The organism is Thioalkalivibrio sp. ALE11 (genome assembly GCF_000381205.1).
Taxonomy (GTDB): Bacteria; Pseudomonadota; Gammaproteobacteria; order Ectothiorhodospirales; family Ectothiorhodospiraceae; genus Thioalkalivibrio.
This window is the reverse complement of the sequence record NZ_KB906164.1, coordinates 22173-36265: the sequence shown is the minus strand read 5'-3', so window position 1 is coordinate 36265 and position 14093 is coordinate 22173. Positions and strand designations below refer to the sequence as shown.

Below are 14093 nucleotides of genomic sequence, written 5' to 3'. Positions count from 1 at the left end.
GGCGCGCCGATGGTCCAGGGCATGCATCTCACCCGGATCGGTGCGGACGCGGTGCTGCTGGAGCCGGGTGAGGGCCTGGATCCCGGCGAGCCGGACCGCTATCTGGTCGCGCTGGGGGATTACCTTCAGGCGGCGCGGGCTCGACGACTGATCTACGACCTCGACAGCGTGCCGGTGGTCGATGCCCTCTACTACGACTGGCTGAAGGCGGTGCACGGGCTTTGCCGGGTCATCGGGGTGGAGATGGTGGTCGCGAACATGGCACATTCGGTGGCTTATGCGCTGGCGGCGCGCCTGGATGAGGTGCCGCCCTTTGCCTGTGCGCGCGACGTGGAGCGCGCGCGCTGACATCCGCCACCCCCGCGACCGGGAGAACGCCGCATGCTGGAACTGGGCATCGTTGCCCTGACCACCTTCTTCGTGACCGTCGGACCGGTGGACGTGGCGGTGGTGTTCGCGGTGCTGACTCGCGGCATGGATCCGGCTCAGCGCCGCGCGATGGCCTGGCGCGGCGCGTTGCTGGCGACTGCCATCCTGCTGCCGTTCGCGCTGTTCGGCGAGGCCGCGCTGGGGGTGCTGGGGATCTCGCTGCCGGCGCTGTACACCGCCGGTGGTATCCTCCTGCTGCTGATCGGCATCGACATGGTGTTCGCGCGCAGCTCCGGCGGGGTCTCGGCCACCCCGGACGAGACCCGCGAGGCCCGCTCGCGTACCGACCTCTCGGTGTTCCCGCTGGCCACGCCGCTGCTGGCCGGGCCCGGGGCGATGGGCGCGGCCATCCTGATGATGAGCCGTGCCAGCGGCGATCTGGCCGCGCAGGCGGTGGTGATCGGGGCGCTGATCGCGATCATGGCCCTGGCGCTGGTGTGCCTGCTGGTCGCGGTGCGCATCCAGCACTGGCTGGGCGTCACCGGCGCGCACGTGCTCACGCGCATCATGGGGGTGCTGTTGTCCGCGCTGGCGGTTCAGTTCATCTTTGACGGGCTGGCCGACAGCGGTGTAATGACCTGACATCGAAGGAGCGATGCATGACCCGAACCTGCCCGCACTGCGCAACCGAGAACCCCGACGACGCGGCCTTCTGCAAGGCCTGTGGCCGTTCGCTGGATTTCGACCCCGAGCCGTCGGAGCCGAACGGCTCCGGCAGGGATCCGGAGTCGGGTTCAGGCCGGGGCGAGGCGCCACCGCCCGTTTCCGGCGGGTCCGGACAGGTGCCTGCCGAGGGGCCACCGCAGGATCGTGCGGCCTTCGGCGGCTTCTGGCGGCGCGTGCTGGCGGTGCTGATCGACGGGGTGATCCTGGGCATCCCGCTGACCGTGGTGCAGGCGATGGTCAGCCCGGAAACCATGCACACCGAGGAATGGACCGACGCGGACACCGCCTGGACCTTCGTGAACATCCTGGTCGGCTGGTTCTATTTCGCCGGCATGCACAGCTCGCAGTACCGCGCGACCATCGGGAAGATGGCGGTAGGCCTGCGGGTGGTCGACTGGCATGGCGAGCGCATCAGCTTCGCCCGCGCGACCGGGCGCCATTTCGCCGAATTCCTGTCCGGTCTGCTGTTCATGATCGGCTACCTGATGGTGGCCTTTACCCGGCAGCGCCGCGCCCTGCACGACTTCATCGCCGAGACCTGGGTGGTGCGTCGCGAGTGGCTGGATGAATAGCCCGTTCGGCCGGGCGTTCGGCGGGCGGCCCTGAAAATCCCGGCCGAATCCAGTATGGTATTGGACCTTTCCGGCGCCGTACCCCGCCCGGTCCCGACCTTCCGGCCGCCGTCCGCGGCCGGTCGAGTGCCTCTGGCGGGCCGCTGCGCGCCCGAATTGCCTAGAACCCAACGGGAGTCACCGAATGTTTTCGATCGACATGAGCATCAACGGCTACGATGACGAACTCTGGAGCGCGATCCGCAAGGAGGCGCAGCGCCAGGAAGAGCACATCGAGCTGATCGCCTCGGAGAACTACACCAGCCCGCGCGTGATGGAAGCGCAGGGCTCGGTGCTGACCAACAAGTACGCCGAGGGCTATCCGGGCAAGCGCTACTATGGCGGCTGCGAGCACGTCGATGTGGTCGAGCAGCTGGCCATCGACCGCCTCAAGGAGCTCTACGGCGCCGATTACGCCAACGTGCAGCCGCATTCCGGCTCGCAGGCCAACGCCGCGGTGTACATGGCCCTGCTGCAGCCGCATGACACCGTGCTTGGCATGAGCCTGGACGCCGGCGGCCACCTGACCCACGGCGCCAAGCCGAACTTCTCCGGCAAGATCTACAACGCGGTGCAGTACGGCATCACCGACGAGGGCCTGATCGACTACGACGAGGTCCAGCGTCTGGCTACCGAGCACCAGCCGAAGATGATCGTCGCCGGCTTCTCCGCCTACTCGCGCGTGGTCGACTGGAAGCGCTTCCGCGAGATCGCCGATTCCGTGGGTGCGTACCTGATGGTGGACATGGCCCACGTCTCCGGCCTGATCGCCGCCGGCGAATACCCGAACCCGATCGACCACGCCCACGTGGTCACCTCCACCACGCACAAGTCCCTGCGCGGGCCGCGTGGCGGTTTCATCATCTCCAAGGGTCAGCCGGAACTGAACAAGAAGTTCCAGTCGCTGATCTTCCCCGGTACCCAGGGCGGCCCGCTGATGCACGTGATCGCCGGCAAGGCGGTGGCGTTCAAGGAGGCCCTGGAGCCGGACTTCAAGACCTACCAGAAGCAGGTGATCGCCAACGCCCGTGCGATGGCCGAGGTCCTGGTCGAACGCGGTTTCGACATCGTCTCCGGCGGCACGGACAACCACCTGTTCCTGCTGAGCCTGGTGTCCAGGGGCATGACCGGCAAGGATGCGGACGCCGCCCTGGGCCGCGCCAACATCACGGTCAACAAGAACGCGGTGCCGAACGACCCGCAGTCGCCGTTCGTGACTTCCGGCATCCGCATCGGCACTGCCGCCCTGACCACCCGCGGCTTCACCGAGTCCGAATCCCGCGAGCTGGCCGGCTGGATCGCCGACGTGCTGGAGAACATGGACAACGAGCAGGTGATCGACGACGTCCGCGGCAAGGTGCTGGACATCTGCCGTCGGTTCCCGGTTTACGGCGCCGGCGAATAAACCGGGGCGATGCGCTGTCCGGCCTGCGGTGCCAGTGACACCCGCGTGGTCGACTCCCGGGTCGCCGGACCCGAGCAGGAACAGATCCGGCGACGGCGGGAGTGCCGCGTGTGTCACGAGCGTTTCACCACCTTCGAGCGGGCGGAGTTCAGCCTGCCGCGGGTGGTCAAGCGCAGCGGCGAGCGGGTGGCCTTCGATGACGAGAAGCTGCGCAGCGGTCTGCGCCGGGCGCTGCACAAGCGTCCGGTGCGCACCGAGGACGTGGAGAACGTCATCGACGACATCAAGCGCCGTCTGGCCGGTACCAGTGCCCCCGAAATCAAATCCGACCGTATAGGCGAGATGGTCCTCGAAGCCCTGCACGGGCTGGACCATGTCGCCTATATCCGGTTTGCCTCCATCTATCTCAGCTTTGCCAGCGTGCAGTCCTTCCGCGAGGCCATCGAGCGCCTGGAAGACGACCTGAGCCCCGAGATGCGGCGTCACCAGCTGCGTCTGATCGACGAGGAGGCCGCGCGCGCCGCGGCTGACGAGATCCCGGAAGAATCCCCTCCCGACGACCCCGACCCCGCCGGCGAATCGCGATGAACGCAGCCGACCGTGAATGGATACACCGCGCGCTGATGCTGGCGGACTGCGGCCGTTTCACCGCCGATCCCAACCCGCGCGTGGGCTGCGTGATCGTGCGCGACGGTCGCGAAGTGGGCGCCGGCGTGCACTGGCGGGCCGGCGAGGCGCATGCCGAGGTCAACGCCCTGCAGGCGGCCGGGGAGGCCGCGCGCGGGGCGACGGTGTACGTGAGCCTGGAGCCGTGCAACCACCACGGGCGTACGCCGCCCTGCACCGAGGCGCTGATCGCCGCCGGGGTGGGGCGCGTGGTGATTGCCATGGAGGATCCCGATCCGCGCGTGTGCGGGGGCGGGGCGCAGCGCCTGCGCGCGGCCGGCATTGCGGTGGAGACCGGGCTGCTGGAGGCCGAGGCGCGGGCGCTCAATCCCGGATTCGTGCAGCGCATGGAACGCGGGCGGCCGTGGGTGCGCATCAAGTCCGCGATCTCGCTGGACGGGCGTACGGCGATGGCCTCGGGCGAGTCGCAGTGGATCACCGGCGAGGCCGCGCGCAACGACGTGCAGCTGTGGCGTGCGCGGGCCGGGGCCATCCTCACCGGCAGCGGCACCGTGCTGGCCGATGACCCGCAGCTCAACGTGCGCCGCAGCCCGGCGGAACTGGCCGCCGCGGCCGGGTTGCCGACGTCGGGCCGTGTGGCCGATCTGCCGGTGCGCCAGCCATTGCGGCTGATCGTGGATTCCGGCCTGCGGACCCCGCCCACCGCGCGCATCCTGCAGGGTTCACCCACCTGGGTCCTCACTACCGAGTCCGCGGCGGCCGGCCCGGCGGCGGACGCCCTGCGCGGACGCGGCGCCGACCTGATCGCCCTCCCGGGGGCGGCGGAGGACGCCGCCGGGCATCTGGACCTGCATGCCCTGCTGGCGGAGCTGCACACCCGCGAAATCAACGAGCTGCACGTGGAGGCCGGCCCGGGTCTGGCCGGTGCGCTGGCTCGTGCGGGTCTGGTGGACGAGTGGCTGGTGTACCAGGCTCCGCTGCTGCTGGGTTCCGGCGGCCGGCCGATGGTGGACTGGGACATCGGACGCATGGCCGAGCGCGCGGAGCTGGAGGTCGTCGAGTCCCGCTGGCTGGGCGAGACCCTGCGGCTGCGGGCTCTCCCCCGAGGGGCCCCGAATTCGCTATGATCCCCGCATTGTCACCGCAAGGACAGGCTGCGCCATGTTCACCGGCATCATCGAAAGCCTCGGCACCCTCGACACCCTGACGCCCAGCGGCGGCGACCGCCGGCTGCATGTCAGTGCGCCGGGGCTGGACTTCTCCGGCACCCACCTCGGGGACTCGATCGCGGTCAACGGCGTCTGCCTGACGGTGACCGATCTCTCCGTGGACGGCTTCACCGCCGATGTCAGCCGCGAGACCCTGGAGGTGACCACGCTGGGCGATCTCGGCCGCGGCGACCGGGTCAATCTGGAGCGCGCGCTGGCACTGGGCGACCGGCTCGGCGGTCATCTGGTTTCCGGCCACGTGGACGGCGTGGGCGAGCTGGTCTCGATGGAGCCGGATGCCCGTTCCACCCGGGTACGGTTCCGCGTACCGGCGGCGCTGGCGCGCTACATCGCCGCCAAGGGGTCGATCACCATCGACGGAACCAGCCTTACGGTGAACCGCGTCGAGGGGGCCGAGTTCGAGGTCAACATCATCCCGCATACCCGGGACCTGACGCGCTTCTCGGTCTACGCCCCGGGGACGCGCGTGAACCTGGAGGTCGACCTGATCGCCCGCTATCTGGAGCGCCTGATGCTGGGCGATCGCGCCGCGGATCCGGGCGCCGGAGCCGGAGCCGGGGACGGCGGCGGCACGCTGTCCGAGGACTGGCTGGCCGAGCAGGGCTTTCCCAATCATTCCGGCCCGCGCGACTGAGCGCGGGCCCCGACGGCAGGTGTTCATGGAATTTTCCGATACCGAAACCATCCTCGCGGAACTCGAGGCCGGGCGCATGGTGGTCATCGTCGACGACGAGGACCGCGAGAACGAGGGCGACATCCTGATGCTCGCCTCGCACGTGCGCCCCGAGGACATCAACTTCATGGCCAAGTACGGCCGCGGGCTGATCTGCCTGACGCTCACCCGCGAGCGCTGCCGGCAGCTGGCTCTGCCGCTGATGGTGACCGACACCAACGACGTCCACGGCACCAACTTCACGCTGTCGATCGAGGCCGCCGAGGGCGTGACCACCGGGATCTCGGCCTACGACCGGGCGCACACCATCCGCACCGCGGTGGCGCCCAACGCCCAGCCGGAGGACATCGTGCAGCCGGGGCACGTGTTCCCGTTGATGGCGCAGCCGGGCGGGGTGGTGGTGCGCGCGGGCCACACCGAGGCGGGTTGCGATCTGGCGCGCCTGGCCGGGGCGGAGCCGGCCGCGGTGATCGTGGAGATCCTCAACGAGGACGGCACCATGGCGCGGCGGCCGGACCTCGAGCGCTTCTGCGCCGAGCACGGCCTGAAGATGGGCACCATCGAGGACCTGATCCGCTACCGCATCGAGAACGAGAAGACCGTGCGCCGGGTCTCCGAGCGCGAGTTCCCCACCGAGCACGGGACGTTCCGCCTGCTGGCGTTTCAGGACGAGGTGGATCACGAGATGCACTTCGCGCTGGTGCGCGGCGAACCCCGTCCGGACCGCGACACCCTGGTGCGCGTGCATCTGGAAAACACCCTGCACGACACCCTCGGTTACGCCGGCCCGGATCGCGGCTGGCCGCTGGACGACGCGCTGCGGCGCATCGACGAGGCGGGCGAGGGCGTGGTGGTGATCCTGCGCAAGCACGAGGGCCCCGAGGCGCTGACCCAGCGGCTGGAGCAGCTGGGCCAGACGGCCCAGACGGCCCAGACGGGGGGCGAGGAACGCGGCGGCGGGCGCGAGAATTCGGCCGAGTGGCGCATGTACGGCATCGGCGCGCAGATCCTCGCCGACTGCGGCGTCGGGCGGATGCGCCTGATGTCGGCGCCGAAACGTTTCCACGGCCTGGGCGGCTTCGGCCTCGAGGTGGTGGACTACGTCCACGACGAGGGCTGACCCGCGTCACCAGCGCGCGCGGTCCCACATCTCCGGGTTGGCCCAGAAGCGGGCGTTCAGCCAGTCGGGCGTGAGCTTGTAGTCGTACAGGCTGGTGCGGTAGACCGCATGCTCCGGCGTGGCCGCCTCCGCCGCCGGCTCGCGCCGGAACCCCAGGGCGAGGAAGGCGTTCAGGTCCCAGCGGTCGTCGCGGTGGCGGTGCAGGATCAGGGTCTCCTCCGCCCAGCGGTCGCGCAGCCCGCCCAGCAGCTGCTGTCCCGCCGCAAGTTCCATCTCCGCGAGCACGTCCAGCACCAGCACTAGTGGTTCGCGCCCGGCGGGCGGGTCGGCCATCAGGGCCTGCGGGGTGGTCACGCGCCGTTCGCCATGCGCCCCGGGAACGGCGTCCGGGTTGCAGGTCAGGATCAGCGGGGTGTCGCGGCTCAGGCGTGCGGGGAGCTGACGGCGCAGGGTGTCGATGTCGATCATGCGGGGTCTCGCAGAAGGGACGTTCGTTATACTCTATGTATTCAACCCAGAGAAAGCCGTAAAGGAAGCCGTGCCATGACCCGGGATCTGCTGACCGAGTTTCTGTCCAAGCATCCGATGTCCGCCTCCCTGACTCCCGCGGAGGTCGACACCCTGATGCAGTATCTGGAGGTTGTCGAGACCCATCACAAGGAGATCATCGCCGACATCGGCGAGGTGGGCGAGGCGCTGTTCTTCGTGGTCAGCGGCACCGCCGCGCTGTACGACGACGACGGCAGCCAGGAGATCGAGGTCGGGCGCATGGAGACCGGGGAACTGGCCGGCGAGATGTCGTTCTTCGACCGCGTGCCGCGCGGGGTGCGCATGCGCGCGCTGACCGACAACACCCGCCTGCTGCGCCTGACGCGCTCGAAGTACGACCGCCTGCGGGTGGAACACCCGTACATCGCGGTGAACGTGCTGGAGTTCGCCATCATCAGTCTCGATCACCTCATCCGCCGGGTGTCGGAGGACGTGGCGACCTACGCCCGCTACCTCTACGCCCCGGGCAAGAAATAACCGGCGGCGCGGTCGCCGATGGCCGCCGGCATCGCCACCGTGGCCGAGCACCTGCTGCTGCCGCCGGGTCTGGCGGTGCTGCTGCTGGTGCCGGGGCTGCTGCTCTTACGGGGGCAGCGCCGCGGGGGTGGCTGGCTGGTGACCCTCGGGCTGGCCGCACTGGTCCTGCCCGCGCTGAACGTCGTCGCCGCCCCGCTGGCGCAGACCCTGGAGCGGGATCTGCGCGAACGGCCACTGGCCACCGGCCGGGCGGACGCGATCGTGGTGCTGGGGGGCGGCCGGGCCAGCGGCCGTCACCACGTCACCGGCGGTGACGATGTCTCGGCGCTGACCTTCGAACGCCTGCGTTTCGCCGCCCATCTGCACCGCCGGACCGGTCTCCCGTTGCTGCTGTCCGGCGGCAGTCCCGGGGCCGAGGGTCGGCCGGCCGAGGCGGAACTGATGGCGGATGCGCTGCGCCGCGAGTTCCGCGTGGATCCGCGCTGGCTGGAAGGTGCCAGCCGCAATACCCACGAAAACGCCTTTTTCACCGCGCAGCATCTGCAGGGCAGCGGGGTCGAGCGGGTGCTGGTGGTTACTCATGCGATGCACATGCCGCGGGCGCTGGGGCGCTTCGAGGCGGCCGGGCTGGCGGGGGACCCGGCACCCACCGGCTTTCGAGGCCCTGACGGCGAATGGCGCCTGCGCGACTTCGTGCCCACGGTGGATGCGCTGGAGACCTCGCGGTTCGCGCTGCGCGAGTGGCTGGCACGGGCGGCGCGGCCGTTGCGGGATCGTCTGCCGGGCGACCGGCCCGGGGCATGATGGGCGCCATCCGGGCGGTGACTGCCTGGATGGCGCGCGCGGGGTGGCCGGCAGTCCGGCGCATGGGCGGGGCTGTGGCGCTCGTGCTGATGGTACCGGCGGCGACTGGTGCCGACCCGGAGGATGCCGGGGGGCTGACGGTCGACCTGCGGATCGAACGGGGGCTGCACGAGGCACTGGACGCCGAAGGCCTGACGGCGCGCGCACGCCTGCGCGACGGCCGGCTGGCGGTGACCGTCGGGGCCGAACGCCTGCATCTGCCCGAGCCGGTGGGCACGCTCGCCGGAGTACGCCTGGATTGCCCGTCCCTGGTGCCGACCACCGCCGGCTGGCGCTGCCGCGAGGCGCGCCTGTCCGCCGACGGCGGGGATCTGGTCCTGCAGGAACACCCGCTGCGTCTGGACTGGCACACCGGCCATAACCGCCTGCGCGTTGCCGGAGACTGGCCCGGCTGGTTCGGGGCGAGTGGCGAATTCGTGCTGCGCGTGGCCGGTGCCGACGACTGGCGGGCCGAACTGGCCCTGTCCGGGGTGGATCTGGTCGCGCTGGCGGAGTCGCCGCGACTGGCGCCCTGGCTGCCCGAAGATCCGCCGGTGACCCTGCAGTCGGGGCGTGCGGACCTGGCGCTGCAGGGGGCGGCGGAAGGCGGGCATCGGGTTGATCTGCAGCTGCGGGACGTGGGCTTCTCCGATGCGGTGGGACTGCGCGCGGGCGAGGGCATCGGCGGCCGGCTCGAGGTGCGCGAGATGGCGGGGGACTGGAGCCTGGGCGCGACCCTGGAGGAGGGCGCGGTGTTCGTGGATCCGTGGTTCGTGGACGCGGAGGAGACCGGGCGCCTGAATCTGCGCGTGGATGGCCTGCGTCCGGCGGATGGCGGGTTCGCGGCCGGGGTGGAGGTGGCGGAACTGTCCGGCTCGCTCGGCGAGATACTGGCCTTCAGCGGTCAGGAGATCCGCAGCGGGCCGCCGGAGGCGATCGCTCCTTCGGGGGATTTCCATCTCGAGGCGCGGGACCCGGGAGCGGCGCATGCGGTGCTGCTGGACCCCGCGCTGGCCGGGACCCTGGGGCGTGATCTGACGGTGAGCGGGGATTCGGTGGTGGCGCGGCTGGAGCTGGAGCGCGGCGCCCCGCGTTCGGCGACCCTGCGCTGGAAGGCCCTGAGCGCCGAGGACGGGAGCGGGCGTTTCGGCGTGACGGACAGCGACGGCACGCTGAACTGGCTGGCGGATGCGCCCGGAGTGCCGGGGCAGCTGGGCTGGCAGCGGGCGCATCTGTTCCGCCTGCCGCTGGGCGAGTTCGACGCGCGCGTGCGCGCGCAGCCGGACGGCATCGACCTGCTGGAAGTGACCCGCATCCCGATCCTCGACGGCGCCCTGCGTGCGGATGACTTCGGTCTGCGCCTGACCGCCGACGGACCGGATGTGCGTTTCACCGGCGGGGTGCAGGCGATCTCGCTGGAGCCGTTGACCGAGATCCTGGGCTGGCCGCGCTTCTCCGGTCGCCTGGCCGGCATGATCCCGGAGGTGCGCCTGGATCGCGGCGATCTGGCGGTCGACGGGCGGCTGCTGGTGCAGGTGTTCGACGGCGACGTGGTGCTGCGCGACGTGCGCATCCGCGACCTGTTCGGGCGAACCCCGGAGCTGGGCCTGTCGGCGCGCATGGACCGCCTGGACCTGGCCCTGGCCACGCGCGCCTTCGACGTGGGCCGGGTGGAGGGCCGGCTGTCGGGCCACCTGGAGGACCTGCACATGATCGACTGGCGTCCGGTGCGCATGGATCTGGCCCTGCAGACGCCCGAAGACGACCCCGGGCGGCGGCGCATTTCGCAGCGCGCGGTGCAGAACATCACCGAGCTGGGCGGGCCGGTCCAGGCGGCGGCTTCGTCGGTGTTTCTGCGTTTCTTCGAGAACTTCTCCTACCGCCGACTGGGCTTTCGCTGCCAGCTGCGCGGCGGGGTCTGCGAACTGGACGGGGTGGGCGAGCGCGCGGACGGTGGCTTTACCCTGGTGCAGGGGGGCGGGCTCCCGCGGATCGATGTCATCGGCTACAACCGTCGGGTCGACTGGGACGAGCTGCTGCGCGGGCTGTCGCGGGTGACCGCCGGGGAGTCTCCGGAGGTTCGCTGAGCACGCGCACACGGGCGTTCATGTCCTCGTCAGCCACCGGGTGATGTAATGTACGATGATGACTGTCCAGCCGTGCCTGCCAAGGAGCTGCCCATGAAAGCCTGGTTCGGGGTTCCCGCACTTGCCCTGCTGTCCGCGCTGGTCGCGGGCTGCGTGACCATCAACATCTACTTCCCTGCGGCCGCGGCGGAGGATGCCGCGCGCGCGATCGTTCGCGATGCCCTGCAGCTGCACGACATCGAGGAGCTGCGCGAGCCCGAGTCCGCGCCGGAAATGGACGGCGGTTCTTCGGATGCCGGTTCGCCGGATGCCCGCGATGCGGCCGGCGAGCGCTCGACCCCGCTGCTCGCGCGCCTGCTGGAAACGCTGGTGGCGCCGGCCGCGGCCAGCAACCCGGATCTGCAGATCGAGACGCCGGCGATCAATCGCATCCGCGCGTCCATGCGTGACCGTGCGCCGCAGCTGGCGCCGCATTTCCGCAGCGGGGCCATCGGCTTCGGCGCTGATGGCGACGTGGCCATCCGGGATCTCTCCGAGGTGCCGCTGCGCGAGCGCAGCGAGGTGCAGCGCCTGGTCAGCGAGGAGAATGCCGACCGGGCCTCGCTGTATCGCGAGATTGCCCGCGCCAACGATCGACCCGACTGGGAGGACCGCATCCGCGAGACCTTCGCCCGGGTGTGGGTGGACGAGGCGCCGGCGGGGTACTGGTACCGCTCCGACGGTCAGTGGCGGCAGAAATGACCGGTCCGGACCGCACACGGAGGGTCGGGCTTGGGGGGTGACGCCAGTCTGGGCGCGCGCCTGGAGGCCGGACGGCACCGGGTCGAACGCCTGGTGCTGGAGAGCGACCTGTCCGCGATGCCGCGCTGGAAAGCGCTGGGGCTGGGCATCCTGCGCGGGCTGTACGGGCTGGTCCGCGAGGCGGCCGAGGGCCAGCTGACCCTGCGCGCGATGAGCCTGGTGTATACCTCGCTGCTGTCGGTCGTGCCGCTGCTGGCGCTGTCGTTCTCCGTGCTCAAGGGCTTCGGCGCGCACAACGCAATGGAGCCGCTGCTGCTGGAGCTCCTCGAGCCGCTGGGCGAGCAGGGCGCGGAGATCGCCGAGAACGTGGTCGGTTTCGTCGACAACATCCGGGTGGGCGCGCTGGGAGCGGTGGGCCTGATCTTCCTCGTGTACACCGTGGTGGCGCTGGTGCAGAAGATCGAGGCCGCGTTCAACGGCATCTGGCGGGTGGAGACCCAGCGCAGCCTGGCGCAGCGCTTCACCAGCTATCTGTCGGTGATCATGATCGGACCGCTGCTGGTGTTCGCGGCTCTCGGGATCACCGCCACGGTGATGGCTTCCGAGGCGATGCAGACGGTCGCGGGCTTCGAGCCGCTCGGTCTTCTGATCACCGAGATCTCGCGTCTGGTCCCGTACCTGCTGATCATCGCGGCGTTCACCTTCATCTACATGTTCGTGCCGAACACGCGCGTGCGCCCGGGGCCGGCGCTGGTCGGGGCGGTGGTCGCGGGCGTGCTGTGGCAGAGCATGGGCTGGGTGTTCGCCAACATGGTGGCGGAGTCCACCCGTTACGACGCGATCTATTCCGGCTTCGCGATCATGATCCTGCTGCTGATCTGGGTCTACCTGGCCTGGCTGGTCCTGCTGATCGGCTCCAACGTGGCGTTCTACGTGCAGCACCCGGAATACATGAACGTGCGGGGCCGCCGCCCGCGGCTGTCGGCCGCGGCGCACGAGCGTCTGGGGCTCAACCTGATGCAGGTGGTGGCGCGCCATTTCATGGAAGGGCGCACGCCGCCCACGGTGGACCAGGTGGCCGCGGAGCTCTACGTGCCCGGCAATGCGCTGGGCGGTGCAGCCCGGGCCCTGGAGGCCGCGGGACTGCTGAGACGCACCGAAGACCTCGGTCTGGTGCCCGGGCGCGATCTCGGCCATCTGCCGGTCGCGGAGGTCCTGCAGGCCCTGCGCGAGGATCAGGAAGATCCGGCGCTGCGGACCCTGCACGGCGATGCGGCGGTGGAGTCGGCGCTGGAAGAGCTGGACGTGGCGCGTCGCGATCATCTGGGGGCGCGCACCATGCGCGATCTGCTGGAGCGGGCGGGCGTGCAGCCGGCGAGGCCGGCGCAGGAAGACGCTGATGCCGGCCCGGGCCCGAGTTCGCGTGCCGGGGAGTGGCGTCCCGGCTCGGGCGCGTCCCCGTCACCGGGGCCCTGATGCGGTGTCCTCCGGGGGGATCCTCGGGGGCGCGACGGGGTGCGGGCGGCGAGTCCGGAGAGCCGGCGGGGTCAGGCGTTCGAGCCGGCTTCCGCGTCCAGGCGCTGCTGGGCCCGGTGCATCAGCTGGCCGGAAACGCGCTCCACCAGCGAACTCGCCGCCCTGCGCACCGCCGCTTCAACCAGCGGATTACCGAGACGGTATTCCAGCTCGAACTCGACCCGGGTCAGCCCTTCGCCGGCCGGCTGCAGGCGGTAACTGCCGCGATTGTGGATGCCGCGGATCGAGCGCCAGGCGAAATGCTCCGGCTCCACGGCGCTGCAGACCTCGACATCGAAATCCATGGTGATCCCTGCCGCCACGATGGTCCAGCGGTACTGCTCGCCGCCCAGGGGCTCGATGGTGCGCACGTGGTCGCACAGGTCGACGAAGTTGGGGACATGGCTGAGCAGGGCAAAGACCCGCTCGGGTTCGGCCTGCAGGGAGGTTTCGTGCGTGATACGGCGCATGCTCGCGACTCGCTGGCTGGAGCGGAAGAACTGATGGTAAGAGCCCCCGGAACGCTTCCGGGTTCCCCGCAACCCGTTCACGGCCCGGTTCCGGGCTGCTTGTGGGCCCGAAAGGCTCGTTCTAACATGACGCGCGATTACGCTGAAACCACCGTTGCGAGCCCCGAATGAGCTTTGCCCGAGATCACCGTCCGGCCCCCGATGCCGGTTTCATGGAACGCTACGAGGCCGGGGCGCTGGGCATCCTGCACTGGGAACAGCTGGACGCCCTGTGGGCCACGCTGCGTGCCGGTGCCCGCGACGGCGAGTGGTACGTCTACGCGGTGGGGGAGGCGGTGCCGCAGGAACCGGTCAGTGCGGCCGAGCTGGACCGTTTCCTTACCGAGGTCGATGCCCTGCTGCGCGCCGATCACGACGAAAGCTACTGCGGCATCGTCTACGTGGACGACCGCGAGAATCCTCGCTTCGTGAAGATCTTCGACCCCAACAACCTCGGATCCTCCTGCGGATCGTCGGGCCTGCGGGTACTGCCGGGCTGGATCCTCTCGACCGTGCCGCCGGAAGACCTGCAGGCGGCGATGCCCCCGCCCAACAGCCGCCGCCGCTGGTGGCAGCGGCTGTTTCCCTGAGGTTCTTTCCTCAAGACGCTGC

Annotated in this window: 16 protein-coding genes; 14 read left to right on the top strand and 2 right to left on the bottom strand. The window is 70.3% G+C overall.

The genetic code is table 11. The annotated features are described in order from the left end of the window. Positions 1-9 precede the first annotated feature (9 nt). From F620_RS0100210 to ribBA, 8 genes are all read left to right on the top strand, one after another. Positions 10-348, top strand: coding sequence for a hypothetical protein (locus tag F620_RS0100210; protein WP_019569052.1), 339 nt, complete (start codon positions 10-12; stop codon positions 346-348). A gap of 33 nt (positions 349-381) precedes the next feature. Further along, positions 382-1011 (top strand): MarC family protein, encoded by a 630-nt coding sequence (locus F620_RS0100205; RefSeq protein ID WP_019569051.1) that lies wholly within the window; start codon positions 382-384, stop codon positions 1009-1011. Positions 1012-1028: 17 nt separating this feature from the next. Beyond that, complete coding sequence (locus F620_RS0100200; protein WP_019569050.1) at positions 1029-1667, top strand: RDD family protein; 639 nt, start codon at positions 1029-1031, stop codon at positions 1665-1667. A 184-nt stretch (positions 1668-1851) separates the two neighbouring features. Further along, positions 1852-3111 (top strand): serine hydroxymethyltransferase, encoded by a 1260-nt coding sequence (gene glyA, locus F620_RS0100195; RefSeq protein WP_018869906.1) that lies wholly within the window; start codon positions 1852-1854, stop codon positions 3109-3111. A gap of 9 nt (positions 3112-3120) precedes the next feature. Further along, positions 3121-3699: a transcriptional regulator NrdR gene (gene nrdR, locus F620_RS0100190; RefSeq protein WP_018869905.1), complete on the top strand. Its 579-nt coding sequence runs from the start codon at positions 3121-3123 to the stop codon at positions 3697-3699. Then, entirely contained in the window at positions 3696-4865 is a 1170-nt protein-coding gene (gene ribD, locus F620_RS0100185) for a bifunctional diaminohydroxyphosphoribosylaminopyrimidine deaminase/5-amino-6-(5-phosphoribosylamino)uracil reductase RibD (protein WP_019569049.1), read from the top strand. Before nrdR ends, ribD begins: the two co-directional genes overlap by 4 nt. Before the next feature lie 34 nt (positions 4866-4899). Further along, on the top strand, positions 4900-5601 hold the full coding sequence (locus F620_RS0100180) for a riboflavin synthase (RefSeq protein WP_019569048.1): 702 nt from the start codon (positions 4900-4902) through the stop codon (positions 5599-5601). 25 nt (positions 5602-5626) lie between these two features. After that, a complete protein-coding gene (ribBA, locus tag F620_RS0100175) occupies positions 5627-6760 on the top strand; it encodes a bifunctional 3,4-dihydroxy-2-butanone-4-phosphate synthase/GTP cyclohydrolase II (protein ID WP_019569047.1) in 1134 nt (377 codons plus the stop codon). Positions 6761-6766: 6 nt separating this feature from the next. Here ribBA and F620_RS0100170 read toward each other — a convergent pair whose 3' ends face one another. After that, positions 6767-7228: a DUF6231 family protein gene (locus F620_RS0100170; RefSeq protein WP_019569046.1), complete on the bottom strand. Its 462-nt coding sequence runs from the start codon at positions 7226-7228 to the stop codon at positions 6767-6769. A 75-nt stretch (positions 7229-7303) separates the two neighbouring features. On the opposite strand from F620_RS0100170, the gene F620_RS0100165 reads away from it, so the two are divergent. From F620_RS0100165 to F620_RS0100145, 5 genes are all read left to right on the top strand, one after another. Beyond that, positions 7304-7786 (top strand): Crp/Fnr family transcriptional regulator, encoded by a 483-nt coding sequence (locus F620_RS0100165; RefSeq protein ID WP_018869900.1) that lies wholly within the window; start codon positions 7304-7306, stop codon positions 7784-7786. Positions 7787-7804: 18 nt separating this feature from the next. Next, entirely contained in the window at positions 7805-8590 is a 786-nt protein-coding gene (locus F620_RS0100160; RefSeq protein WP_019569045.1) for a YdcF family protein, read from the top strand. Next, complete coding sequence (locus tag F620_RS0100155) at positions 8590-10716, top strand: hypothetical protein (protein WP_019569044.1); 2127 nt, start codon at positions 8590-8592, stop codon at positions 10714-10716. Before F620_RS0100160 ends, F620_RS0100155 begins: the two co-directional genes overlap by 1 nt. A gap of 93 nt (positions 10717-10809) precedes the next feature. Next, positions 10810-11457, top strand: coding sequence for a YdbL family protein (locus tag F620_RS0100150; RefSeq protein ID WP_018869897.1), 648 nt, complete (start codon positions 10810-10812; stop codon positions 11455-11457). Positions 11458-11487: 30 nt separating this feature from the next. Then, positions 11488-12933, top strand: coding sequence for a YihY/virulence factor BrkB family protein (locus F620_RS0100145; RefSeq protein WP_019569043.1), 1446 nt, complete (start codon positions 11488-11490; stop codon positions 12931-12933). Between the two features lie 71 nt (positions 12934-13004). Here the strand turns inward: F620_RS0100145 and F620_RS0100140 are convergent, their stop codons facing one another. Beyond that, the gene (locus F620_RS0100140) at positions 13005-13442 is read right to left on the bottom strand and encodes an SRPBCC family protein (RefSeq protein ID WP_019569042.1); all 438 of its coding nucleotides are present in this window, start codon (positions 13440-13442) and stop codon (positions 13005-13007) included. A gap of 167 nt (positions 13443-13609) precedes the next feature. Between F620_RS0100140 and F620_RS0100135 the strand changes: the two genes are divergently transcribed. Further along, positions 13610-14071, top strand: a complete 462-nt coding sequence (locus F620_RS0100135) for a hypothetical protein (protein WP_019569041.1) — start codon at positions 13610-13612, stop codon at positions 14069-14071. Positions 14072-14093 lie beyond the last annotated feature (22 nt).